The sequence below is a fragment of the Psychrobacter sp. M9-54-1 genome (assembly GCF_016613355.1).
In the GTDB taxonomy this organism is placed as follows: Bacteria; Pseudomonadota; Gammaproteobacteria; order Pseudomonadales; family Moraxellaceae; genus Psychrobacter; species Psychrobacter faecalis.
The window spans coordinates 65,820-88,340 of the sequence record NZ_JADGFW010000006.1 but is presented as its reverse complement, the minus strand read 5'-3'; the positions used below and the strand labels follow the sequence as shown (position 1 = coordinate 88,340).

The following is a 22,521-nucleotide window of genomic DNA, read 5'->3' as shown; positions in this document are numbered from 1 at the left end:
GCCCTTAACATCATGATGACGTTAAGGGCTTTTTTATGCAGCAATATTTATCAAAATAAAAGTTGTTTTAATAAAATCATTCCTGCCACTGTTGAAGACGAAACTTGGTATCCAAATGCTTCTCTAGCGCTGGGATATTAAAAGCATCGTCTTCGCTGACAAAGCTGATACTGATACCGGTTTGTCCGGCGCGTCCCGTACGACCAATACGGTGTACGTAATCATCTGGCTGATCTGGCAAGGTATAATTAATCACATGGCTGACATCATCCACATGAATGCCGCGTCCTGCCACATCAGTTGCCACCAACACAGAAGCATGACCATCTTTAAAGCGTTGCAGATATTTTTCACGCTTTTGCTGAATCACATCTCCTGATAACATGACGATTTTATGCGCTTGACGCAGCTTATGATACAAACGCTTCACTTGGTCTTTACGGTTGGCAAAAATTATCACCTTCTCTACTGTCTCATCAGTGATGAAACGCTCGACCGCAGCGAGCTTTTGATCTTCGGTTAATAAGTAAAAATGCTGATCGACCAATTCACTGGTTTTATGCTCAGGCTCAATCTCTACAAATTCTGGCTCATGTAACCAGCGATAGGCAAGATTCATCACATCTTGGTTAAAGGTGGCAGAAAACAGCAAGCTTTGACGATCGGTATTGGGCGGCATACGACCAACCAAGCGTTTGATATCTGGGATAAAACCCATATCGAGCATACGATCTGCTTCATCTAACACCAACACTTCCACGCGATCGAGATAAACCATGCCCTTGTGCATCAAGTCAATCAAACGCCCTGGAGTGGCAATTAAGATATCGACATATTGGCGCTCAAGCTCATGCTGCTGAGTTTCATAATTGGTACCACCCATGATACAAACGCTGTGAAGCGAAGTATATTTGGTCAGAGCAATACAGTCATCAAATATCTGCTGGGCAAGCTCACGCGTTGGCGCCATAACAACGGCTCTTGGCTCGCCCAAATAGCGTTTTTCATCGGCAGCAAAGGGGCGCTTAAGCAGTGCTTCCATAATAGTCAATAAAAACGTTGCCGTCTTGCCAGTACCGGTTTGCGCCTGTCCGATAGCGTCTTGATTTGCCAATGTATGCGGTAATATCTGTGCTTGAATGGGTGTCAATTCAGTAAAGCCTAAATCATTTACAGCTCGCAAAGTGGCACTTGATAACGGCAAATCGGTAAACGTCTTAAAAGTACTCAAAAAAAATATCCTTTTGTATAATTTGCCTGCCATTAATAGCATATCTGCGCTAAGCAGACAAACAATAAAACAAGCATGCATAAAAAAGCCAAGCCTAACATCTAAACTTACCAAATATGCTGCGTTTTATTCAACATAGGCAAGACAGACGGGCTTGACTTAGTAGTATATCAGTAGTTTGTAACGACATTATAGCCAAACGGCATTAATGTCGGTAGCGATTACTCTTCTACTTTTCTGACTTCTTCAGCTTGCAGGCCTTTTTCGCCTTCAACCACACTGAACTCGACTTTTTCGCCATCTTTTAAAGAGCGATAACCATCACCCTGGATCGCGCGGAAATGGACAAAAATATCTTCGCCGCTATCACGTTGAATGAAACCAAAGCCTTTTGAGTCATTAAACCACTTAACGATACCTTGCTCACGAGCTGACATAATATTACTTCCTAAAAAGTCACTTAACCCCAAATTCCTTTGCGACATTGCATATAAACGGGGTTGAAGATTATGAAATCAAAATGTAAGAGTACTACTTTACATACCATCATCGCCTCATAAAGCCTGTTATTACTCTCTTTATGAATCAGCGTATAGTAAATTCATCCTCACCAACATAAGCAGCTATCAAAATACTCTAAGCATTATATTATTTGCTTATATCAGTGCTAGCAACAAACAAGTAATATTTGTTGCGTAAAAAATATCATAGCATGGGTTTTTGGCAACATAAAGACTTTTCATATGATTTTTAGCCCTTATGGCAGTTTTTGCGGTTATTTTTATAACCATGCTGACAAACTGTTATGATAAAGGTCTAAAACATCGTATATTTGATGTATTTTCTTTCTTAAAATTTCAAAAAAGCACCGTCATAAAAGTACGGCGCCGCTTATTTTTAATAATAGCAACCCACTTACCTTAATAATTGTAGAGCCAACTATAACTATGACAACCACTTCTCAGCCAATAAAAGCAAATAGCAATCTACAACAAAATGATAAGACGTTGACGCACAAATTATTGCTGATCAATGGCGTTAATCTTAACCTACTTGGTAAACGTGAGCCAGAAATCTATGGCCATACGACCCTTGCTGATATTGAGAAAAACTTGATCGAGCGTGCCGCCAAATACGGTATCGAGCTGATTTGTATCCAATCAAACCATGAGGGCAAACTGGTCGATGAGATTCAATATTATGGTCTTTTAGCAGAAACCGCTGTACAAGTAGATGCAATTATTATCAATCCTGCTGCTTTTACCCATACCTCAGTGGCGATACGCGATGCGCTATTGGCAACACAAAAACCCTTTATAGAGGTGCATTTATCCAATGTTCATGCTCGTGAGCCGTTTCGGCAGCATTCGTATTTAAGCGATATAGCCGTCGGCGTGATTTGCGGTCTCGGACATTTGGGTTATCAGATGGCATTGGATTATTGGCTAACCCATACTTATGCTTTAAAATTAGACGGTTAACGTAGAGATTATGACTTTATCTATATGAAGAAAACGTCAAATAAGCACAAGACTACTAGCATTAAAGTTGCGATCAAGTTGCTTTTGGCACATTAGTCAAACAGCAATGATATGATGAAAGTAATAATATTAGCGCATGAAAAACAACCCACGATATGGTGATATGAATGGCAAAATCGTCCGGAAAACGCTTTATGAAACTCGCTGGCATGACCGCAAGTATCGCCGGTAAAGCTGCTAAAAACTCATTAAAGCACCTCTCAAGTGACGAAGAAAAACGTCTAGAAGCGCGCTCAGCGCTGATGCAAGACGTCGGTGTGCAAATCGCTGAAACGCTTGGTGAAATGAAAGGCGCGGTGATGAAAGTGGGTCAAATCGCCTCCCAATATAAAGACGTGTTTCCGCCTGAAGTGGCGACCGCTTTAGAAAAACTCCAAAAAGACGCGCCGCCGATGCCTTATGGACAAATACGCGCGCAAGTTGAGCGTGAATTAAAAGCGCCTATTGCTGAGTTGTTTACCCAATTTGAAGAAGCGCCATTTGCCGCGGCGTCAATCGGCCAAGTGCACAGAGCGGTTTTGCTGTCTGGACAAAGGGTGGTGGTAAAGGTGCAGTATCCTGATGTTGATGAAAACTGCGATAGCGATCTAAAACAAGTACGCATGGCGCTAAAAATAGCTGGCGTCCTCAATATGAGTAAGCAGTTACAAGAGCAGCTGTTTAATGAGATTCGCCAAAGTTTGCATGACGAGCTCGACTACGTTAAAGAGGCGCACAATCTACAGGTATTTGGCGCCTTTCATGCCGATGATGAAGGGCTAATTATCCCTAAAGTGATCAGTAGCCATTCATCCAAGCGCATTTTGACCTTGACCGAAGAGATGGGTGAGCCGCTTACCGTCGCTGCGACATGGGATAACGACGTTAAGCAAAAAATCGCTAAGCGCCTGTTTCATTTTAGCGCCGGACAGCTATTTGGTTTATATCGTATGCACTGCGACCCCCACCCTGGCAACTTTGCCTTTCGCACCGATGGTAGCGTTGTCGCTTATGATTTTGGTGGTATCCGCAGTTATAGTGACAGCGAAGTACAATTATTTCGCCGCTTTGCTAAGCATGCCTTAAAAGGCGATGTGACCGCGCTTGAGCAAGACTTGATTGCCCTTGATATCCGCCGCGATGATGATAAAGTCGTGCCGGGTGAATTTTATAAAGAGTGGTTAGAGATTGGACTTAAACCCTTATCCATAGAACCTTATCAGCAATGCCCTTTTGATTTTGGCAGCAGCCAAACCCATCATGAAGCCATTGCCCAAATGCGCACCTCGTTAAAGTATTTTGGTCAGTTTCAGCCATCAGCAACGACGATGATGCTTGACCGTACCATTTCAGGTCAGTATTGGAATTTGGTCAATCTAGGCGTGGTTATCGACTTATCGCCGCTGGTTGCAGAATATATAGACTACTAAACATGGAGCGCATGACCGCAGCGATCGCAGAAATCCGCTCCTACGGCGTGACCGAATTTGCCACAGTTTGGACAGGCAATCGGGTTTAGCTGTGGGCGCATGTTACGTGCCAGCTCGGCGGTAAAAATACCTGTCGGCACAGCAATAATCGCATAACCGGTGATCATCACCATCGATGCAATTGCTTGGCCGATTGGCGTTTTCGGTGACATATCACCATAGCCCGTGGTCGTAACCGTCACCACTGCCCAATAAATAGAGATAGGAATACTGGTAAAACCATTTTCCGGCCCTTCTACCACATAGACAACTGAACCAAAAATAGTCACTAGCAAAACGAGTGATAAGAAAAATACCGTGATTTTCTGTTGGCTGGTTTTAAGTGCTGAGGCAAGAAAGCCCGCTTGCTGCATGTAGGTATTGAGCTTGAGTACCCGAAATACCCGTAAGATACGCAGGATGCGAATGACGAGCAGATACTGCACACCGCCAAATACAAGGCTTAAATAGCTGGGTAATACTGACAGTAAATCTACGATGCCAAAGAAACTAAACGCATAACGAAAGCGATTGGGCGCCGAAAACCACCTTAAAATATACTCAATGGTAAATAAAATGGTAAAAAACCATTCTGCATAACGAAATAGCGTACCATATTGCAAACGCATATATAGCACACTATCGAGCATTACCACGGCAACACTGGCCAAAATCGTAATCAACAATACGATATCAAACAGCTTACCCAAACGGGTATCCGTGCCTTCGATAATGATATGAATGCGGTTACGCAAATGGGTAATGGCTTCGGCGGTTGGTTGTTTCATAAAGTCGGTATAGTCACAAAATCAATGGTTATAAAAAACCGAACGCTTTAAGCTGATATGGGCAAGCTAAGGTTGGTCAAAATGCGCTAAAGTGGTTTATAATACTGCCAATATTTTACTAGCGGTTTTCATAGTCTCAGACAGTAGCCGCTCAAAACAAAGAAGATAGCAGTGTAGCAAAAAAGTGCGCCAAACGACATACATATCGTTAACTTGCCGATAGGTCTATTACACTCTATTAACCGCACAATCATATAATAACAATACATTATCAAGTATGAAAAGTTGTTAACAAGGCATAGCCTACTAACTTTTTATACGCACTATAAACAACCCGTAAAACGTAAGGACGTCATATGGCAGGCCATTCAAAATGGGCAAATATCAAACACCGTAAAGCCCGTCAGGATGCGGTGAAAGGTAAAATATTTACCAAGATTATTCGTGAAATTGTTTCTGCTGCCAAGCAAGGTGACCCCGACCCTGATAAAAACCCACGCTTGCGGGCGGTTATCGAAAAAGCCTTATCAGTCAATATGACACGAGATACCATCAACCGCGCGGTGGCTCGTGGTACAGGCGGCGATGATAATGACAATATGGATGAAGTCAGCTACGAAGGCTATGGCGTCGGCGGCGTTGCGGTACTGGTAGAAACCTTGACTGATAATTTGAACCGTACGGTCAGTGAAGTACGCCATGCCTTTACCAAAAATGAAGGCAACCTTGGTACCTCAGGCTCGGTCGCTTATCTGTTTACCAAACGCGGCGAAATCGTTTTTAACGATGTCAGCTTAGAAGAAGAAGTCATGCTCGCGGCTTTGGAAGCTGGCGCGCTGGATATCGAAAACGATGGTGAAAGCTTGCTGGTTATTACTGAATGGGAAAATTTAGGTCGAGTAAAAGATGCGCTCAATGCAGCAGGGCTTGTCTCTGATAATGCCGAAGTCACTATGGCACCTGCCACCAGCGCTGAGATTGATAATATCGACGACGCGCTAAAAGTGATGAAAATGATCGATATGCTAGAAGATATTGACGATGTGCAAGAAGTCTATAGTAATGTGAGCTTTACCGATGCAGTCATGGCGCAGCTTGAACAGTAGCCTAATGTGTCTGAGCTTAGTCTAAGATTTACCAGCAAAAAACCTTGGCAAATTTAATTAGCTTACGTCAAAAACCATATTATCCTTAGCAAAAAATAAAAACCAGACAGTGTCATACTCTCTGGTTTTTTTTGTTATTTGCATCATCCTTTATGGGTATTGTATCGTCAATAAGCGAGGCATATAATTCGATTTTAACAGTAACAATTATCATTAACATATAAGAATGGATAAGAATTCTTTATGCGTACGTCCCTTCTGCCCTCTTATCCAACCGCCACTGCCGTCAATATTCATACGCTTAACCCTAAAGCGACTCATCTATGCTCGTTACTCGATTTGGCTAAGCACCAGACTGCCATTATTAATGACATCGTCGCTAATGAGCGCTTTGGTGATATCGACGGCGTTAACAGTCAACGACTCAAAGATTTAGGCTTTCTGCCCAATACCACTATTCAAATCGTTGCCAAAGGTCTGTTTGGCAAGCCGCCTTATGCGGTGCAACTGAGTACCGGTGCGCAGTTTAGCTTACGCGCCGATGAGCTCATTAAAATCAGCTGTATCGCTATAGATTCAAGGTAAGTGTTCAGTCTAATTTACTGACTTGCTCCTGACTTACTGTATTACGTCGTGGTGTTCGTACCACAAATCACCCTGCTATTTTTATTCTTATTAATACTAGAGGACTCAGGTTATTTACCGCGCGCCGCTTTTTTACTGGACAATTTATTGTCTAAAGTAGGCTTATCTGGACGCTCATTTATCCCTTTGTTGTCAGGTTTCGCTTGTACGGTGCCAGCGGTTATGTCGACCCGTACTATTCCCGGTCATAAAGAACGTTTTGTGGCGATTGCGGTATTGCCCATGCTGACGTGTTCGGCGCGTTTGCCGATTTATGCGCTGATTATTGCAGCGGTGATTTCCAATCAAACCGTCCTAGGTGTTTTCAACTTACAGGGTATGACCTTATTTGTATTGTATATCGCCGGTATTTTTTCAGCGGCGTTTGTATCGTGGCTATTCAAACGCTTTCATAGCACGACGGCAAAAGCGGCAGCATTTCCCTTATTGATAGAGCTCCCTACTTATCGTCTGCCAAATATCAAACATATTGCCAGTGAGCTTTGGGACAAGGTAAGTGCTTTTTTAATGCGAGCCGGTACAGTCATTTTTGCGCTGACGGTAATATTGTGGGTATTGGTGACTTTTCCCGCAGCCCCGATTGGCGCGACAAACCCAGCGATTGATTATAGTTTTGCGGGCATGCTTGGGCATATGATTGAGCCAATTTTTGCGCCCATTGGTTTTACTTGGCAGATGTGTATTGCTTTAATCCCAGGGCTTGCCGCGCGCGAGGTCGTTATTGCCGCGCTTGGCACGGTATATGCGGTCGGTAGCATCGGCGATGAAGCGGTCAATCAGACGCTTATTCCTATTATTCATACGCAGTGGGGATTGGCTACTGCGTTTTCATTTTTGGGATTTTATGTTTACGCGCCGATGTGCTTGGCCACGCTAGCCGTTATTCGCCGCGAAACCAATTCTTTGAAACAAACCATCGCCATCGCCAGCTATTTATTTATATTGGCTTATGCGATGGCGTGGCTAACCTATCGGGTGACAGGACAAATTTTCGGATTTTAGAGAGCTAATGATGAGTACATGGGTCGAGTATTTATTGGTGTTTATGATGGTGGTTTTATCTATTTATTACGTATGGACCAAGGTGATATTTAAAAAGTCGAAGGATTGCAATGGCTGCGGCAAATGTTTTAAATAGCCAAAAAACTTATAGTCAGAATTTTTGGCTTAGTAAAGAAAAACCTTAGCGTTTAACCTCAACCCCTTCGAGCGTCAGCAAGTATGTTTTTTTATCCAAGCCGCCGGTATAACCACCCAATTTACCATCGCTCGCAATAACGCGGTGACAAGGAATGATGATGCTAAAGGGGTTTTTGCCATTGGCATTGGCGACGGCGCGAAAGCCTTTGGGATTACCGACTCGCTGCGCCAGTGTGGCATAACTAATCGTTTCACCATACGGTATCTGTTGCAGCTGTTGCCAGACGCATTGCTGAAAATCAGTGCCTAAGCTTATGTCTAATGGCAAGTCGAATGCTTGACGCTTACCTTTAAAATAGGCTGCTAATTGCTCAAGCGCTTCTAAAAGTAGCGCCTCAGCAGGCTCGCTTTTGCTTAAATTATTTTGAGCGATAAAGGTAAAATCCTTATCGACAAGCCCATAATGCTTTTTAAGCTTGGGAATAGATTTTGAGCTGTGCCAAGAATCGCCCACCTGCAGCCAATTGACTTCAACCAACTTAGGGCTGCTATGCCCATGCCTACTAGCAATCAATGCCAACTGGTGCGACTCAACCGCTGCGATGGTGACTATCATGATTCTTTCCTCTAAACACTCATATTTTTGACACTTATTTATTCATTGAAAAAAATCAGCAAGTGCTATTCTTTATCATCGGTCTCAAATAAGGCCGCGACAAACTGTTTTGGACTAAAGGCGCGCAAATCATCAATCGACTCACCGACCCCAATATAACGAATCGGCACATCCGTGGTTTCAGCGATATTAAACACCACGCCACCTTTTGCCGTACCGTCTAGTTTGGTAATGGTAATACCGGTTAATGGCACGACTTCATTAAATAACTCGACCTGATTGATGGCGTTTTGACCCGTGCCAGCGTCGAGGACAATCATACCTTCATGCGGCGCGCTTGGATCAGCTTTACGCATGACGCGCACGACTTTTTCAAGCTCGGCCATCAGGTGGGTTTTATTTTGCAAGCGCCCTGCCGTATCAGCGATTAACACGTCGATATTTTTTGCTTTGGCAGATTGCATGGCATCAAAGATAACAGAGGCGCTATCAGAACCATGACCTTGAGCAACGACAGGAATGTGATTGCGCTCACCCCAAATTTGTAGCTGTTCGGTCGCCGCGGCACGGAAGGTATCGCCAGCCGCTAGCATGACGGATTTGCCTTCACCTTGCAGGCGCTTAGCAAGTTTGCCAATAGTCGTCGTTTTACCAACACCATTGACGCCCACTACCAAGATAACAAAGGGCTTTTTACTGGTATCAATGACGAGGGGCGCAACTTTTGGCGTTAAGATATCGACCAGCTCAGTTTGCAGTGCTTTATATAATGAATGGGCATAAATCAAATCGCCACGGGCGGTTTGCTCAGTCAGGCTCTTAATAATACGATTGGTGGCATTGACCCCGATATCGGCGACCAACAGCTGGTCTTCCACTTCTTCTAAGAGCTCATCGTCAATCTCTTTACCACCGATAAGGATACTAACCATCCCTTCGGCAAGATTTTTACGTGACTTACTCAGCCCCGTCTTCATGCGATTAAACCAGCTGCCTTTTTTCTTATTTTCCTCAGTCTGTTCTGACTGTTGCGATTCTTCTGGCGCTGTTGTCGGCTGCTGTAACTCAGTTTTTGCTTTATCAATAGCGCTGCTATCATTATTTTTAGAGGTGACGCTCGCACTATCGCCCAGATGATCTTGCAGAGGCATCGTAGGAATTGAAGTTGTAGACTGCGACGCAGCAGTATTTGTAGCACTTTTTGCCGTTGTTTCTACAGTACCCTCTATAATATTTGCAGCAGGGCTTTGTTTTTCTTTCTCAATAATCGGCGTCGCTAGTGGTAGCTCTGCCGCTGTATCGGTAAGTGAAGTATCTTCAGACTCCTCGATGATAGGCACCGATTGCGCTGGCAGACTGGGTAAGGTAATATCATCGTCATCCAAATCATCAAGACCGCCGTCGAGGTTAATGACCACACGATTGCTATTATTGGGATTATTCATAAGCTTGCCCTAAAAGTTATCATTATCAGTAGTTTTTAAAATGATGTGCCGCCCGCCTTTGGTGTTTAACGGACGATTATTTTTAGCCTAGTTTAGCATAATTCAAGCGACGCTTAGCCTTTAGCATCGCAGAGCATGGTTAAATTATAAAAACTCATAAATTCATAGTAAAAACGTTTAGTAATTAAGAATAACCTTCCTAATGAGAGATTTATAAATCTTATAACTAACTAAGCAAGTTTCGCTTAAGGTTTGGACACAAAAATCCGACCCTTGATAGGGCAAACTTCGCCTACCCTTAGCATGATTATACCACCCTATTTCATTTGCTTTTTTTGTCCACTTATATTGGAAATGACCTATGTTATCACTATCGAACGATTATAAAAAAATGACCCAAATGGGCGCCGCCTTGCTTGTTGCTACTATCGCGTTGTCTTCAACTGGCTGTAGCACTACACAAGAATTCAAACCGACTGCTACCGTCATGGTGGGAGCACACAAGTCTTTATAATAGCGTTATGTTTGTCATAAATAGGCATATTCATCTAAGCATAAACATGCACCATTCTCATTTTATCACTCAGTCACTTATCAGCTACCTTTTATATAAGTAGAACCTATCATGCCCTCATCTTTACCTACTATCTCTTTACGCTTTGCCTGCGCTTTAGCGATGGCGACCACCCTTGCGGCTTGCCAAACCAGCGCAATTTCTTCGACAAATGAAGTTGCTACGACTAAAAATGCCGCAACAACACAGGTAGTGAATAAAAATCAAACGCTAGAAAATACCGAACAATCTTCAGCATTGACCATGGATATGTCTGGTCGCCATGAATACCAGCTTGAAAATGGCTTAAAGATAGTGGTCAAAGAAGACCACCGCGCGCCTGTGGTCATGACCCAAATTTGGTATCGCGTCGGCTCAGCAGATGAACCACTTGATAAAGGCGGCATCTCCCATGTGCTAGAGCATATGATGTTTAAAGGCACCGCTGATGTGTCCAGCGACGATTATGAGCGTTTGATTGCCAAATTTGGCGGCGTCAATAATGCCTTTACCAGTTACGATTTTACCGGTTATTACGAGCTATTCCCTGCCAATCGCTTACCGTTAGCGTTAGAGCTAGAAGCAGATCGCATGACCAATTTGGTCTTTGATGACAAAGCATTTACCAAAGAGCATCAAGTGGTCATGGAAGAGCGTCGTCAGCGTACGGATGACAATCCGATTGCCAAAGCTTATGAGTCATTTCGCTTGCTGGCAATGCCAAACAGTCCGAAAGGCGAATCGGTCATTGGCCCTATGAATGAGCTTGAATCAATCACCCTTAACGATTTAAAAGACTGGTACAAAACATGGTACGCGCCCAATAATGCGACGTTGGTTATCGTCGGCGATGTCGAGCCAACCGACGTATTAGCGCAGGTCAAACGCTATTTTGGGACGCTAAAACCAAGCGCGTTACCTAAGCGTCCTATGGTCACGCAAAAGGGCTTCCGCGGTTATCAGCAAGTAGAATCCGAGCAAGCGGTACAAGTGCCTGTTTTGCTGATGGGTTATAACGTGCCCAGTCTGGTAACAGCGGGCGCTAACAATGAGAAGCAAGCCTATGCGCTGTCGCTTGCGCAAGATGTATTAGATGGTGGTTTATCAGCGCGGCTAGAGAGCAGGCTGGTACGCGAGCAAGGACTGCTTACCACAGTTGGTACCTCTTACGATTTGCTCGATCGCGGCGATGGGCTGTTTTTGATACAAGCAACCCCGCGCGAAGGCGTCAGTTTAGCGCAGGCACAACAAGCCATTATCAATGAGATTAATAAGCTATCAACCGACCCACTTGCTGCCGATGAAATCGAGCGCGCCAAAACCAATACTGTCACTGGTTTGGTATATGCTCAGGATAGTATGGAAGGTCAGGCGCGTATGATTGGCTCGCTGCAATCTATCGGTCTTGATGACAGGCTACTGGCTAAATTGCCAACCAAGCTTGATAGCGTAACCATTGCGGATATCCAAGCGGCAAGTAAAAAGTATTTGGTTAAAGATAATTTAACGGTCATGCATATCATCCCGCCTAAAGAGACTGCTGCTAAAGATAACGTTAGCCAAAATAAGATGAGCAAAGACACTGTTAATAAAAACATTGCTACCGATAGCGCTACTAAAGAAACGGCTAGCAAAGCTAAATAACATCAATGTGCTACCCAATTAACTTGGCAAAAACTCAATACTGATGACCTTATGAATAAGAAGAAAGACATGACGCAAATACATTTTTTCAAAAAAAATAATTTATCATCACATTTTAAGCAGCTGCCTTATGTAAGTGCTTGCGCCTTCTTTGGCATAATGAGCTTGACCACTGTAGCGCAGGCAGATATGGCAGGTGGCGAAGATGCTCGTACGCCAGCTGCTACAGTCGATACCAGTGCGCCAATTGCTGCTCTGTCTAAGCTGAGTAGTCTTGAAAATGCCAAACCTTTAGAAGTCACGGTTCCAAAAATTCAGAGCTTTAAGACCAAAGCCGGTATTCCTGTGCTTTTCGTGCCGACCACCACCTTACCCATTGTCGATATTGATTTGCGCTTTAATGCCGGTAGCGCGCGTGATGGCAGTATTAGTGAATCAGGCTTTGGTATCGCCAATATGACCGCGACGATGCTTGAACAAGGCTCCAAACGCTTAGATGAAAACGCGTTCACGCGGGCGGTCGAAACCTTGGGTATCAGCTTAGGTAGTAGCGCCTATAAAGACATGTTTATTGTTTCGTTGCGCAGCTTATCTGATGATAAGCATTTGCTGCCTGCGGTTGATTTAATGACGCAAATGCTTACTGAACCGAGCTTTGATGAGCAAATCTTAGCCCGTAATAAAGCACGCTTATTGGTCGGTTTACAACAGCAAAAGCAAGACCCTGGCAGTCTTGCCAGTATCGCCTTTAGTAAGGCATTGTATGACGACCACCCTTATGCGCATCCATCGGTTGGCACGCTTGAAAGCGTTCCTAATATTGATAGACAACAGCTAATTGATTTTAAAAATCGCTATCTAGTCGCTGCCAATGCGTCGCTTGCCATGACGGGTAATTTGACTTTGGCACAAGCGAAAAATTTGGCAGAAGAAATAACGGCAGACTTGCCAGCGGGTCAAGCGGCGGCGGCCCTGCCCGAACCAAAGCCACTAACCCAGCCTCAACATATTCATATTCCGTTTCCTAGCACCCAGACTACGGTATTGATGGGACAACTGGGCGAAAAGCGTGCCACCGACCCGCAAGCGCAGCAAAAGCAAACCAACTTTGCCGTCGGTAATGAAGTGCTAGCAGGGGGCGATTTTAACGCGCGTCTGATGACCGAAGTCAGGCAAAACCTCGGCTATACTTATGGCATATCAGGTTCTATGAACCCGATGTTGGCGCGCGGTCCTTATCAAATTGGATTTTCAACCCGTAATGACAAAGCACGCGCAGCAATTGATGCTAGCTTAGCCGTGATTAATGAGACATTAGATAAAGGTATTACCAGCGATGAGATGAAATTGACCACGGATAATTTAAAAAACAGCTTTCCGATGGGATTTGCCAGTAATGCTGGAATCAACAGCTTAATTGGTATGATGAATTTTTATCAGCTACCTAACAGCTATCTGACCAATTATGTCAATCGCATCGAACAGGTTAAACTCTCAGAAGTCAACCAAACCCTGCGCGACACTCTAAAGCCTGATAACTTTTTGATTGTGACTGTTGGTGAGGTCAATCCATGGGATGAAAAGAAAGCTAAGAAAAAGTCGTAGAGCCAATATTATTTTTACAGACGTTTAAAGAATAGCTCAATAAAAAAGCTCGGTCAGTAATTACTGGCTGAGCTTTTTAAATTGAAGAGTCTGCTTTTAATAGCGGCAAGCGGAGCTGCTACTGGCATGATTAAAGCCCCATTTGCGATAACCATCGGTATCAAGATGAATAGCACCGGTAGAATACAGTCCTAAACCAAAGTTATGCGACTGCCCTTGATATTGCCAAAACTCGCAGAGACTATCTTGCATGCGACTTAGCTGCCATAAGTTGCCTTCATATTCAGGCACCCAGATATCCATGGCGCCTGCGGTCATGTGCTTACTCGCACTCGCCCCGCCCGCGCAATTATTTAACCCCGGACTGCGATATACTGAACGTATCTCGGTACTGGCAGGTAAAATACCTTGGCGTTTTAGCTGACTATAAAGCTGCAAGGTCGGTACAATATTTGCCCATAACTCCTGCGGTGGTAGCTGATAAGGCTCATAACCACATTTATCCCAACTACGAGCGGTCGTCAAAAGCTGAGATAAGGGCGGTACATTTCTTGCGCCGACGCGTGAGCTTAAATATTGTTGATAATTGGCCACTTGGCTTGCGCGGTAACTATTACTATTTAACCATACATTAAAATCCATACTGGTAAAATCGTTATAATTACTATTTCCAAAGTTATTATTACCGCTGCTATAACGTGGCGTCCCTCTATTGGTAATGACGCGTTTGTTTTCTTCTATCGATACTGCGCTATCGAAGTTAAACTCGCGCTGTTTTTGTTGAATCAGCCCTTGCATACTGTCGCCGCTAATACCATTTGACCGACGAGCGCCTTCACTCAAGATGGTTGCGCCGCCGCTATAGCTATTGCTTTGACTGCCATAACTGCTAGCGGGTGTGATATAAGCATTGCCACTATTATTGTTCGTACCACTGCCATGACGGATTTGGATGCGGCGCTCACTATTATCACTTATAATAGCGGCGTGCACAGAAATACTGCTGGCACAAATACCTAGGACGATAATAGGCTTATAAATGTGCCTATAAATAAATTTTTTTGTCTTTATCATTACCAGAAACTACCGCTAAAAACGTTTTATCGATACTATCAAATTTTAAGCAAGCAAGCTAAACTATCGCAGCGAATTGATGGTCACTGATTCGTTATTAACACTTATCCTTATAATGTTTATATTGTCGTTACTTTATTACGGATAAATTAGGGTTTTGCTACCAAATTCTTAATTAAGCTGCCCGATAAATATTTTGCCCTCGCTGATTGCTTACTTATCGTTTGTCAAAGCAGACTTTTCTTTCACGCCAATTATCAGTCACATATCACCTATGCCTTCTAACCTCCAGTACCGTTTTTCTCGTCAAAGCCATCACTTTGGTCGAGGTCGTGCGCCGACGCTTTGGCAACGTATCCATATTGATCCGTGGCTGACCTTATTGCTATTGACCGTTTGTTGCATTGGCTTGACGATTTTATATAGCGCAGCAAGCCAAGACACTGATATGGTCATCCGCCAAGTCATTAGTTATGGCGTGGCATTTACGGTGATGTTTACTATGGCGCAGATACCGCCTAGCCTTTATCGTACCTTTACGCCCATATTTTATGTATTGGGGCTGATATTGTTGGTGTTGGTCGATATCATTGGCGAGGTGCGTATGGGTGCGCAGCGCTGGATTAACTTACCTGGTTTTGGTAGCGTTCAACCTTCAGAGTTTATGAAGCTTGGTATGCCAATGATGTGTGCGTGGTTTTTATCCAAACGTGACTTACCGCCTTCATTATCAAGTATTGCCATCACCTTAGCGTTAATTGTGGTGCCGGTATTATTAATCGCCAAAGAGCCTGACCTTGGTACTTCCTTGCTGGTCGCAGCCAGTGGCATTTTTGTATTGTTTTTAGCGGGTCTATCATGGCGCTTGATTGCTAGTGCAGCAGCCTTAGCCGTGCCATTAGTGGCATTTGCTTGGAACTTTTTATTACACGATTACCAACGTACGCGCGTTTTAACGCTATTCAACCCTGAAGCTGACGTCCAAGGGGCCGGGTGGAATATTATTCAGTCCAAAACCGCCATTGGCGCGGGCGGTCTGACCGGTAAAGGATATTTAGAAGGCACACAGTCGCATCTACATTTTTTACCAGAAGGTCATACTGACTTTATTATTGCTGCCTTTTCCGAAGAGTTCGGTCTGCTTGGCGTGATATTGTTGATGTTTATATATGCTTGCCTGCTTATGCGTGCTTTATATATCGCATTTTCGCACCCTGATGTTTATAGTCGATTGCTGGCAGGTGCAATTGCGATGTCTTTTTTCGTGTATGTTTTTGTCAATGTCGGCATGGTCGGCGGCATCTTACCCGTCGTTGGGGTGCCTTTACCTTTTATCAGTTATGGCGGTACTGCTATTGTGACGTTAATGGCAGGTTTTGGCCTACTAATGTCAATTCATACTCACAAATCCAGCTAAGCCATAGCAGGTATTATTTACAATCTATTCACCTGTAAAGTTCATCTTTAATAACCAATATTACATTCGATAATCACGATAAACTTGGGTTTAAATGTCTATATAACTCCCTTATATAGACAGGGTTAAAATGGTACGTTAACAAATTTGCCTAGAAACTGAAGCAAAATGTGCTTGCCTAAGTAATCTAATGTAATAGCGAAATTGCTCAAATTAAATGAATATCTACTTTTTTAAGCCTTTCTTATTTGTCATTAATTCTCCATAAATTACTATTAAAACCTTAACTTTCTTGCTTTAGAAATAACCATAAGTTGTTGTTATTTATAGCTATTGTTCTCCTTATGTTTTGGCAAAACCCAGATGAAGCCCTATTAGTGACCGATTAGTACTGTTAGGTTTTATTCCTTGTTTTTTACAAATAATTGCGTTACCCTCCTTTTATTGTAGTTTGATACACAACGCGTACATAGCTACTAAGAAAGATATCATTTAATTATATTGCAGTTGTAGCTCGTCCGTATAGTTAGCAAATTGTAGATTTTGGGCTTGCAAAGTCAGTACTTAATTAACGGTTTAATAACAAAGTAATACGCAACATACTTTAAACCCTTTATTAACTTAGCAATGCAAAAAAGTCCTTTATCGATTGGTGCAACCTTACTTTGGTTGTTTGATTACTATTGTTAACTATCATTTGAGCGTGTCATAAGTGGGTTTTGCGAGTCGTATATAACGATAATTCCCGAGCCAATTATGATGATATAAATGAAAATTACCATATGTTAGAGCTTATAAAAGCCCATATTTACTATCATCGTGATAAAACAGATAGATGATAGAGCGGCTTTCGAGTTTGCGGCACTGTTAGAGTGGTCTAATATTGTCTCGCTCCCTCTAAGAGGTTTTAGAGTTAGGTTCTAATGTATACGCTATAGAGGTATTTATGAATAAGCGTTTATCTGGTTTACTTACAATGTCAGCCGTTTTATTTGCTGGCTCTGCAATCGCTACTAATGCAAATGCTGTAGAATCAAAAACCTCCCTTGCAACGATTTCGCAAGATAACGCCTCCCGTATTGACCGTGTGCTCGGTGAACTTAGTCGTCAACATGACGGCGCATCAAGCTTAGTTAAGTCTGCTCGTCAGCCTACTTCATTAGCGCTTAGCAGCCCATTGCTCGCCAGCGACACTGCCCAAGTATCCAATGATGAAGATGTTTTAGAGCGCTTAACGGCAGTCGCTTCTAATTCTGTAAGCAAATTTAAACAAACTGGTTTGGCTTCTTGGTACGGTCGTCAGTTTCATGGCCGCAAAACTGCCAGTGGCGAAACCTTTGACATGAATGGTTTAACCGCTGCTCACCGCTCGTTACCCTTGAACTGCTACGTTAAAGTTACCAATAAAACTAATGGCAAAAGCGTCGTCGTTAAAGTAAACGATCGTGGTCCATTCCATGGTAACCGTGTGATGGATTTATCTTACGGTGCTGCCAAGCAACTTGGTATTACCAATAAAGGTGTGGGTAACGTCTCTATTGAGCGTGTTTCAGGCCCCTCTTCTTAAACCATTAACGTTTTAGACCATTCGCGGTTTAAACCTTTAACGGTTTTTTATCGAAAAAACTGCTTAACGTTAGTTGTAAAAAAAGCGCCTAACTCATTTAAAGTTAGGCGCTTTTTCGTTTTTAACGTTTGACGCTAAATAGTTAACATGGGATAGCTTTTAAAACTATAACTCAAATGCGCTTTCAATCGCATCATCGAGACGCTCAACCGCGATGACATTGATACCCTTAAACTGCGGCGCATCTTTGGCAGGCGCATTGGCTTTAGGAATAATTGCGTGTTTAAAGCCGTGTTTCATCGCCTCCTTTAGGCGCTCTTGTCCGTTAGGAACCGGTCGAATCTCCCCTGATAAGCCGACTTCACCAAAAACGGCAAGTGATGAGGGTAAAGGCTTTTCTTTGATACTAGAAGCACAAGCCAATAGTACGGCCAAATCAGACCCGGTTTCAATCACCTTAACGCCGCCAACGACGTTTACATACACATCTTGTCCGCTGGTATGGATACCGCCGTGACGATGCATGACCGCAAGCAGCATTGATAGGCGCTGAAAATCGAGCCCTAAAGCCATACGTCTTGGTGAACCTTGTGAGTCATCAACCAAGGCTTGCACTTCAACCAGCAGGGGTCTAGTACCTTCACGGCTTACCATCACCACAGAACCCGCTACGGGCTTATCATAACGGCTTAAGAATATCGCTGAGGGATTGGCGACTTCTTTGAGTCCCATATCGGTCATGCCAAAAATGCCCAGCTCATTAACCGCACCAAAACGGTTTTTTACCGCGCGAATCATACGAAAGCGTGAATCGGACTGACCTTCGAAATATAAAACCGTATCAACCATGTGTTCGAGGACACGTGGTCCTGCCAGCGTCCCTTCTTTGGTCACATGCCCGACTAAAAATAGTGCCGTGCCAGTTTGCTTCGCATAACGGGTCAAAATAGCTGCCGACTCACGAATTTGACTAACGCCGCCTGGGGCAGAATTAATGGCATCGGTATAAATAGTCTGAATCGAGTCAATAATAGCAATCGCCGGCTGCTCTTGGGTTAAAGCCGCACAAATGGTTTCAACATTGGTCTCCGCGAGCACACGTAATCTATCCGCTGGCAAATCTAAACGCTTGGCGCGCATCGCTACTTGGGCGAGCGACTCTTCACCCGTCACATACAGCGCGCTACCTGCCAATGAATCAGCCTTTGCCATATTGGTCGCAGTTTGCAGCAAAATCGTAGATTTACCGATTCCTGGGTCACCGCCGATCAAAACGACCGAACCGGCCACCAGTCCGCCGCCCAACACTCGATCAAACTCACTAATGCCAGTGGGCAGGCGTGTATCTAGTGTCACGCTTACCGCATTGAGTGGCATGACCGCACTGTGCGTACCTGAATAATTGCCAGCAGGTGCACCCGCACTACGAGAAACCGCTCGGCTAGCATTCGCTTTTGCGCTACTCTTATTATGGTGCGGCATACTGACATTTGGTGCTTCTACCAAACTGTTCCATTCACCGCAGTCTGTACACTGCCCCGCCCATTTGCCAAAATGCGCCCCGCACTGTTGACAGACATAACTGCTTTTATTTTTTGCCATAGCGTATGAACCTTATTGAACTGGTCAATCGAAAGTAATAAATCGCGAATAATAAATAGAATTCTAGAATGCTCTATACGAGCTTAAGTGTGAGACTAAGAGAAAGAATGAACGTGCCTTTTTTAATAACCAGGCATTAGATTATGAGAGATAGATAGCAATTTATAGTGGGCATGGATGTTAAGAGAAAATAGACAAATATTCGTTACACCCTACAATGATAAGATATTTGGCTAATGATTCAAACAAGGCTTTATACAGGCTCACCTCTACTAAATAGCGAAGTGCTTATACGCGAAAGTCTTTACCAAGATAGACAGATTTTACCAAATCATTCTCTAACACTTCACATGACGTCCCTTCCGCAATGATGGCGCCTTCTGAAACGATATAGGCTTTTTCGCAAATGGCCAGGGTATCGCGCACGTTATGGTCGGTGATGAGTACACCAATACCGCGATTTTTTAGGGTTAAAATAACATCTTTAATATCACTAACAGAGATAGGGTCAACACCAGCAAACGGCTCATCTAATAGGATAAATTTTGGATTGGCCGCCAAAGCACGCGCAATCTCGCAGCGGCGGCGCTCACCGCCTGAGACACTCATACCCAATGATTTGCGTACATGTTCTAAATGGAACTCGCCGATCAACTTTTCAAGCTCTTGACGCTGCTCAGCGGCACTTAACTCTTTACGAGTTTGCAGAATGGCTAAGATATTATCTTCAATGGATAATTTACGAAAAATAGAAGCTTCTTGCGGCAAATAGCCAATACCAGCACGCGCGCGCTCATGCATGGCATATTTTGATAAATCCATTTTTCCTAAGGTAACGCGGCCTTTATCCATATTGACCAGTCCGACCACCATATAAAAGCTAGTAGTTTTGCCCGCGCCATTCGGTCCTAATAATCCAACAACTTGCCCTTGCTCAACAGAAAATGACACATCTTTTACCACCCAGCGTTTGCCGTAGCGTTTGCCTAAATTTTGCATCGTTAAACGGGCGACAGGCTCGGAGCTATTGGTTGCCGCTACAGAACCATTATTAAGCTCGTTGCTATGAATTTCGTTGCTGTGAATTTCATTGGTCTTAACAACGTTGTTTTTAATATCGCTCATCACTTACCTGTCAATTACTGTTAAAGTTGCAAAATTTTTAGTATTACTATCGCTTACTTTTATATTAAAAATACTGTGCTTAGCGTATGCTGCTTCGGTTGCTGCCGCTATTGGGCGGGAAGACCAATTCTACGCGCTGACTGCCACCAGCAGTTGCTTCTACATCGCCAGCTTTTAAGCTATAGCGAATGACATTACCGGCAAAACTGGCGCCATTTTGTACCAATTTTGCATTGCCCGTGAGCGTCACGATACCCGTGACCGCATTATAATCAATCTTATTGGCCTGCCCTTTTGCCAAGCCCTTTTCTTGCGTCACTACCTGCTGCATAGTGGCTGGACGGCCGGTGGCGACTGCCGAGTTGATACTACGGCCTTGCGAGAGGTTGACCGTAATATCATCGGCGGTCATTTTGAACGTACCCTGCGTAATTACAACGGTGCCTGAATAGCTGGTGATACCTGTACGTTCACTATAAGTAGCCTTATCTGCTAGCAGCTTAATCGGCTGATTGGCATCTGATGGCAAGGCATGGCTGTATAACGGCAATGCTAACAACATTAGCATCGGTAGCGTTCGTAAACCGTGTGTTACTTGGATAGAGCGTGTCGATAGCAAGCGTAAAGTAGGCAAAAAAGTAGATTTCATAAAAGTTACTCGTATCATTATGGATAGTGGCGTTTGCAAACTTCCTGCTAGGTGCTGCTGTTAAAATAAAGCTTTATCTTGGCGTTTCGCGGGCGTAAATGCAACCGCGACTTGACCAAATTCATAGTCGCCGGTCTCAAGGTTGGCTTTCATGCTCGACGCCTCGAAGCGGTTCATCCCTTGTTCAACTTTTACTGGCGCATCACTATAGACTTGACCTGTTTTGGTATTACCTTTTAAGGTAGTGCCCATGACTTTAATCGGCTCAATATCAGACTCGCCCGCTTTGCCTTCGCTAACTAAAGTAAAACCACCTGATAAGCTCATCTCACCTGTCTGTTGACTGATGGCGGCGCTGCCCGCTTCAACACGGTAACGCTGCTCGTCTGATGGCTCCCAATTCATGGTGATGCCTTTCATCTCATCTTTATTGGTCACAGGATTATGGGTCAAGGATTCTGCACTCAGCTCGTACTCGGTCTCACCTTTTTCATTGGTCTGTACCGCCTTAATGTCAGTGGCTTCATAATCCACATCCGTCGGTTCCATACTAACGGGCGGCGTAATCTCCCCTTGCTGCTTAAAGAACCAGCCAGCAATCACAGCAATAATCAACGCCAAAACGATTAAAACACGAGTATTCACGATAAGTTATCCTCAGGTTTCGCTGCATCAAGCGTATAGTGCGCGATAAAATCTTGATAGTGACCATGACCTTTTAAAATAAGATCACATATTTCCCGTACTGCGCCGGTACCACCTGCGCGGGTGGTCACCATATCACTGCGCTTTATCACCTCTTGATGGGCATTTGGGACAGTGGCCGCAAAGCCTACCGTTTGCATCGCTTTAATATCTGGTAAATCATCGCCCATATAAGCACATTCAGCAGCGGTAATATTAAGCTCAGCATCAAGCGTCGCTAATAGCTCATTCAACGCAATCAGCTTATCATCACGACCTTGGACGATATAATTGACACCCATTTCAGCAGCACGCTTGTCCACCATAGGACTGCTACGACCAGTAATAATAGCGGTCAAAATACCATAGCGCGCCAACGATTTGACACCGACACCGTCCTGTACCGAAAAGGCTTTAGTTTCAGTACCGTTGGCATCATAAATAATTTGACCGTTTGACAAGATACCATCAACATCCATGACCAATAACTTTACTTGTCCGGCCTTTTTTATTAAGTCTTGCATCAATTTTCTCTTATTAATGATTTTATTATGAGACGTATTCTTATTAAATACTCTTTTATTAAGGCTTTTTTAATATGTTACTTCTTAATTGTGCCCATTATTAATACATTGTTTATT

General features: G+C 43.7%; 20 protein-coding genes and 1 pseudogene. 10 read left to right on the top strand and 11 right to left on the bottom strand.

Going from position 1 to position 22,521, the window contains the following annotated elements; all coding sequences use genetic code 11:
• Nucleotides 1–76: 76 nt before the first annotated feature.
• A complete protein-coding gene (locus IQ457_RS03835) occupies nucleotides 77–1,264 on the bottom strand; it encodes a DEAD/DEAH box helicase (protein WP_197488872.1) in 1,188 nt (395 codons plus the stop codon).
• Between the two features lie 188 nt (nucleotides 1,265–1,452).
• Nucleotides 1,453–1,668, bottom strand: coding sequence for a cold-shock protein (locus IQ457_RS03830; RefSeq protein WP_068405185.1), 216 nt, complete (start codon nucleotides 1,666–1,668; stop codon nucleotides 1,453–1,455).
• A 510-nt stretch (nucleotides 1,669–2,178) separates the two neighbouring features.
• On the opposite strand from IQ457_RS03830, the gene aroQ reads away from it, so the two are divergent.
• The gene (gene aroQ / locus IQ457_RS03825; RefSeq protein WP_068405182.1) at nucleotides 2,179–2,712 is read left to right on the top strand and encodes a type II 3-dehydroquinate dehydratase; all 534 of its coding nucleotides are present in this window, start codon (nucleotides 2,179–2,181) and stop codon (nucleotides 2,710–2,712) included.
• 167 nt (nucleotides 2,713–2,879) lie between these two features.
• Nucleotides 2,880–4,181, top strand: coding sequence for an ABC1 kinase family protein (locus IQ457_RS03820; protein ID WP_200662155.1), 1,302 nt, complete (start codon nucleotides 2,880–2,882; stop codon nucleotides 4,179–4,181).
• On the opposite strand, the gene IQ457_RS03815 is transcribed toward IQ457_RS03820, so the two are convergent.
• Nucleotides 4,178–5,008, bottom strand: a complete 831-nt coding sequence (locus IQ457_RS03815; protein ID WP_191689982.1) for an ion transporter — start codon at nucleotides 5,006–5,008, stop codon at nucleotides 4,178–4,180. The two genes, IQ457_RS03820 and IQ457_RS03815, sit on opposite strands and share 4 nt — an antisense overlap.
• A gap of 356 nt (nucleotides 5,009–5,364) precedes the next feature.
• Here IQ457_RS03815 and IQ457_RS03810 point away from each other — a divergent pair, with 356 nt between their 5' ends.
• The 3 genes from IQ457_RS03810 to IQ457_RS03800 all read left to right on the top strand — a co-directional run bounded on the left by IQ457_RS03810 (nucleotide 5,365) and on the right by IQ457_RS03800 (nucleotide 7,761).
• Nucleotides 5,365–6,114, top strand: a complete 750-nt coding sequence (locus IQ457_RS03810) for a YebC/PmpR family DNA-binding transcriptional regulator (RefSeq protein ID WP_200662154.1) — start codon at nucleotides 5,365–5,367, stop codon at nucleotides 6,112–6,114.
• Between the two features lie 243 nt (nucleotides 6,115–6,357).
• Complete coding sequence (locus IQ457_RS03805; protein WP_200662153.1) at nucleotides 6,358–6,699, top strand: FeoA family protein; 342 nt, start codon at nucleotides 6,358–6,360, stop codon at nucleotides 6,697–6,699.
• 51 nt (nucleotides 6,700–6,750) lie between these two features.
• On the top strand, nucleotides 6,751–7,761 hold the full coding sequence (locus IQ457_RS03800) for a ferrous iron transporter B (protein WP_342343301.1): 1,011 nt from the start codon (nucleotides 6,751–6,753) through the stop codon (nucleotides 7,759–7,761).
• Nucleotides 7,762–7,942: 181 nt separating this feature from the next.
• Here the strand turns inward: IQ457_RS03800 and IQ457_RS03795 are convergent, their stop codons facing one another.
• Nucleotides 7,943–8,515, bottom strand: coding sequence for a methylated-DNA--[protein]-cysteine S-methyltransferase (locus tag IQ457_RS03795; protein ID WP_200662152.1), 573 nt, complete (start codon nucleotides 8,513–8,515; stop codon nucleotides 7,943–7,945).
• 65 nt (nucleotides 8,516–8,580) lie between these two features.
• Nucleotides 8,581–9,492, bottom strand: coding sequence for a signal recognition particle-docking protein FtsY (ftsY, locus tag IQ457_RS03790; protein ID WP_223808455.1), 912 nt, complete (start codon nucleotides 9,490–9,492; stop codon nucleotides 8,581–8,583).
• Between the two features lie 829 nt (nucleotides 9,493–10,321).
• Between ftsY and IQ457_RS03785 the strand changes: the two genes are divergently transcribed.
• From IQ457_RS03785 to IQ457_RS03775, 3 genes are all read left to right on the top strand, one after another.
• The gene (locus IQ457_RS03785; protein WP_190295458.1) at nucleotides 10,322–10,474 is read left to right on the top strand and encodes a hypothetical protein; all 153 of its coding nucleotides are present in this window, start codon (nucleotides 10,322–10,324) and stop codon (nucleotides 10,472–10,474) included.
• Nucleotides 10,475–10,585: 111 nt separating this feature from the next.
• A complete protein-coding gene (locus IQ457_RS03780) occupies nucleotides 10,586–12,157 on the top strand; it encodes a M16 family metallopeptidase (RefSeq protein WP_200662150.1) in 1,572 nt (523 codons plus the stop codon).
• 51 nt (nucleotides 12,158–12,208) lie between these two features.
• Entirely contained in the window at nucleotides 12,209–13,762 is a 1,554-nt protein-coding gene (locus IQ457_RS03775; protein ID WP_200662149.1) for a M16 family metallopeptidase, read from the top strand.
• A gap of 96 nt (nucleotides 13,763–13,858) precedes the next feature.
• Here IQ457_RS03775 and IQ457_RS03770 read toward each other — a convergent pair whose 3' ends face one another.
• Nucleotides 13,859–14,836, bottom strand: coding sequence for a D-Ala-D-Ala carboxypeptidase family metallohydrolase (locus IQ457_RS03770; RefSeq protein ID WP_200662148.1), 978 nt, complete (start codon nucleotides 14,834–14,836; stop codon nucleotides 13,859–13,861).
• A 274-nt stretch (nucleotides 14,837–15,110) separates the two neighbouring features.
• On the opposite strand from IQ457_RS03770, the gene rodA reads away from it, so the two are divergent.
• Together rodA and IQ457_RS13715 are read left to right on the top strand one after the other, a co-directional pair.
• Entirely contained in the window at nucleotides 15,111–16,253 is a 1,143-nt protein-coding gene (gene rodA, locus IQ457_RS03765; protein ID WP_200662147.1) for a rod shape-determining protein RodA, read from the top strand.
• Nucleotides 16,254–17,472: 1,219 nt separating this feature from the next.
• Nucleotides 17,473–17,820: pseudogene (locus IQ457_RS13715) on the top strand (septal ring lytic transglycosylase RlpA family protein); the annotation flags it as partial.
• 165 nt (nucleotides 17,821–17,985) lie between these two features.
• On the opposite strand, the gene radA reads toward IQ457_RS13715, so the two are convergent.
• The 5 genes from radA to IQ457_RS03735 form a co-directional block, all read right to left on the bottom strand.
• Nucleotides 17,986–19,422 carry a DNA repair protein RadA gene (gene radA / locus IQ457_RS03755; RefSeq protein WP_068404223.1) on the bottom strand — a complete coding sequence of 479 codons (1,437 nt, stop codon included), beginning with the start codon at nucleotides 19,420–19,422 and terminating at the stop codon, nucleotides 17,986–17,988.
• Nucleotides 19,423–19,710: 288 nt separating this feature from the next.
• Entirely contained in the window at nucleotides 19,711–20,421 is a 711-nt protein-coding gene (lptB, locus tag IQ457_RS03750; protein ID WP_190295467.1) for an LPS export ABC transporter ATP-binding protein, read from the bottom strand.
• Nucleotides 20,422–20,626: 205 nt separating this feature from the next.
• Nucleotides 20,627–21,115 carry a lipopolysaccharide transport periplasmic protein LptA gene (gene lptA, locus IQ457_RS03745; RefSeq protein WP_180952567.1) on the bottom strand — a complete coding sequence of 163 codons (489 nt, stop codon included), beginning with the start codon at nucleotides 21,113–21,115 and terminating at the stop codon, nucleotides 20,627–20,629.
• Nucleotides 21,116–21,256: 141 nt separating this feature from the next.
• Nucleotides 21,257–21,841, bottom strand: a complete 585-nt coding sequence (lptC, locus tag IQ457_RS03740; RefSeq protein WP_068404219.1) for an LPS export ABC transporter periplasmic protein LptC — start codon at nucleotides 21,839–21,841, stop codon at nucleotides 21,257–21,259.
• The gene (locus IQ457_RS03735) at nucleotides 21,838–22,404 is read right to left on the bottom strand and encodes a KdsC family phosphatase (RefSeq protein WP_068404217.1); all 567 of its coding nucleotides are present in this window, start codon (nucleotides 22,402–22,404) and stop codon (nucleotides 21,838–21,840) included. The genes lptC and IQ457_RS03735 overlap by 4 nt, the downstream gene beginning before the upstream one ends.
• Between the last annotated feature and the right edge of the window lie 117 nt (nucleotides 22,405–22,521).

Excerpts from the sequence above, each read along its gene's own strand:
- IQ457_RS03775 (WP_200662149.1), top strand. The coding sequence starts at position 12,209 with ATGAATAAGAAGAAAGACATGACGCAAATACATTTTTTCAAAAAAAAT.
- IQ457_RS03805 (WP_200662153.1), top strand. The coding sequence starts at position 6,358 with ATGCGTACGTCCCTTCTGCCCTCTTATCCAACCGCCACTGCCGTCAAT.
- IQ457_RS03820 (WP_200662155.1), top strand. The coding sequence starts at position 2,880 with ATGGCAAAATCGTCCGGAAAACGCTTTATGAAACTCGCTGGCATGACC.
- IQ457_RS03830 (WP_068405185.1), bottom strand. The coding sequence starts at position 1,668 with ATGTCAGCTCGTGAGCAAGGTATCGTTAAGTGGTTTAATGACTCAAAA.
- lptA (WP_180952567.1), bottom strand. The coding sequence starts at position 21,115 with ATGCTAATGTTGTTAGCATTGCCGTTATACAGCCATGCCTTGCCATCA.
- IQ457_RS03770 (WP_200662148.1), bottom strand. The coding sequence starts at position 14,836 with ATGATAAAGACAAAAAAATTTATTTATAGGCACATTTATAAGCCTATT.
- IQ457_RS03815 (WP_191689982.1), bottom strand. The coding sequence starts at position 5,008 with ATGAAACAACCAACCGCCGAAGCCATTACCCATTTGCGTAACCGCATT.
- aroQ (WP_068405182.1), top strand. The coding sequence starts at position 2,179 with ATGACAACCACTTCTCAGCCAATAAAAGCAAATAGCAATCTACAACAA.
- ftsY (WP_223808455.1), bottom strand. The coding sequence starts at position 9,492 with ATGAAGACGGGGCTGAGTAAGTCACGTAAAAATCTTGCCGAAGGGATG.
- IQ457_RS03735 (WP_068404217.1), bottom strand. The coding sequence starts at position 22,404 with ATGCAAGACTTAATAAAAAAGGCCGGACAAGTAAAGTTATTGGTCATG.
- rodA (WP_200662147.1), top strand. The coding sequence starts at position 15,111 with ATGCCTTCTAACCTCCAGTACCGTTTTTCTCGTCAAAGCCATCACTTT.
- IQ457_RS03780 (WP_200662150.1), top strand. The coding sequence starts at position 10,586 with ATGCCCTCATCTTTACCTACTATCTCTTTACGCTTTGCCTGCGCTTTA.
- lptB (WP_190295467.1), bottom strand. The coding sequence starts at position 20,421 with ATGCAAAATTTAGGCAAACGCTACGGCAAACGCTGGGTGGTAAAAGAT.
- IQ457_RS03835 (WP_197488872.1), bottom strand. The coding sequence starts at position 1,264 with ATGGCAGGCAAATTATACAAAAGGATATTTTTTTTGAGTACTTTTAAG.
- IQ457_RS03785 (WP_190295458.1), top strand. The coding sequence starts at position 10,322 with ATGTTATCACTATCGAACGATTATAAAAAAATGACCCAAATGGGCGCC.
- radA (WP_068404223.1), bottom strand. The coding sequence starts at position 19,422 with ATGGCAAAAAATAAAAGCAGTTATGTCTGTCAACAGTGCGGGGCGCAT.
- IQ457_RS03795 (WP_200662152.1), bottom strand. The coding sequence starts at position 8,515 with ATGATAGTCACCATCGCAGCGGTTGAGTCGCACCAGTTGGCATTGATT.
- IQ457_RS03810 (WP_200662154.1), top strand. The coding sequence starts at position 5,365 with ATGGCAGGCCATTCAAAATGGGCAAATATCAAACACCGTAAAGCCCGT.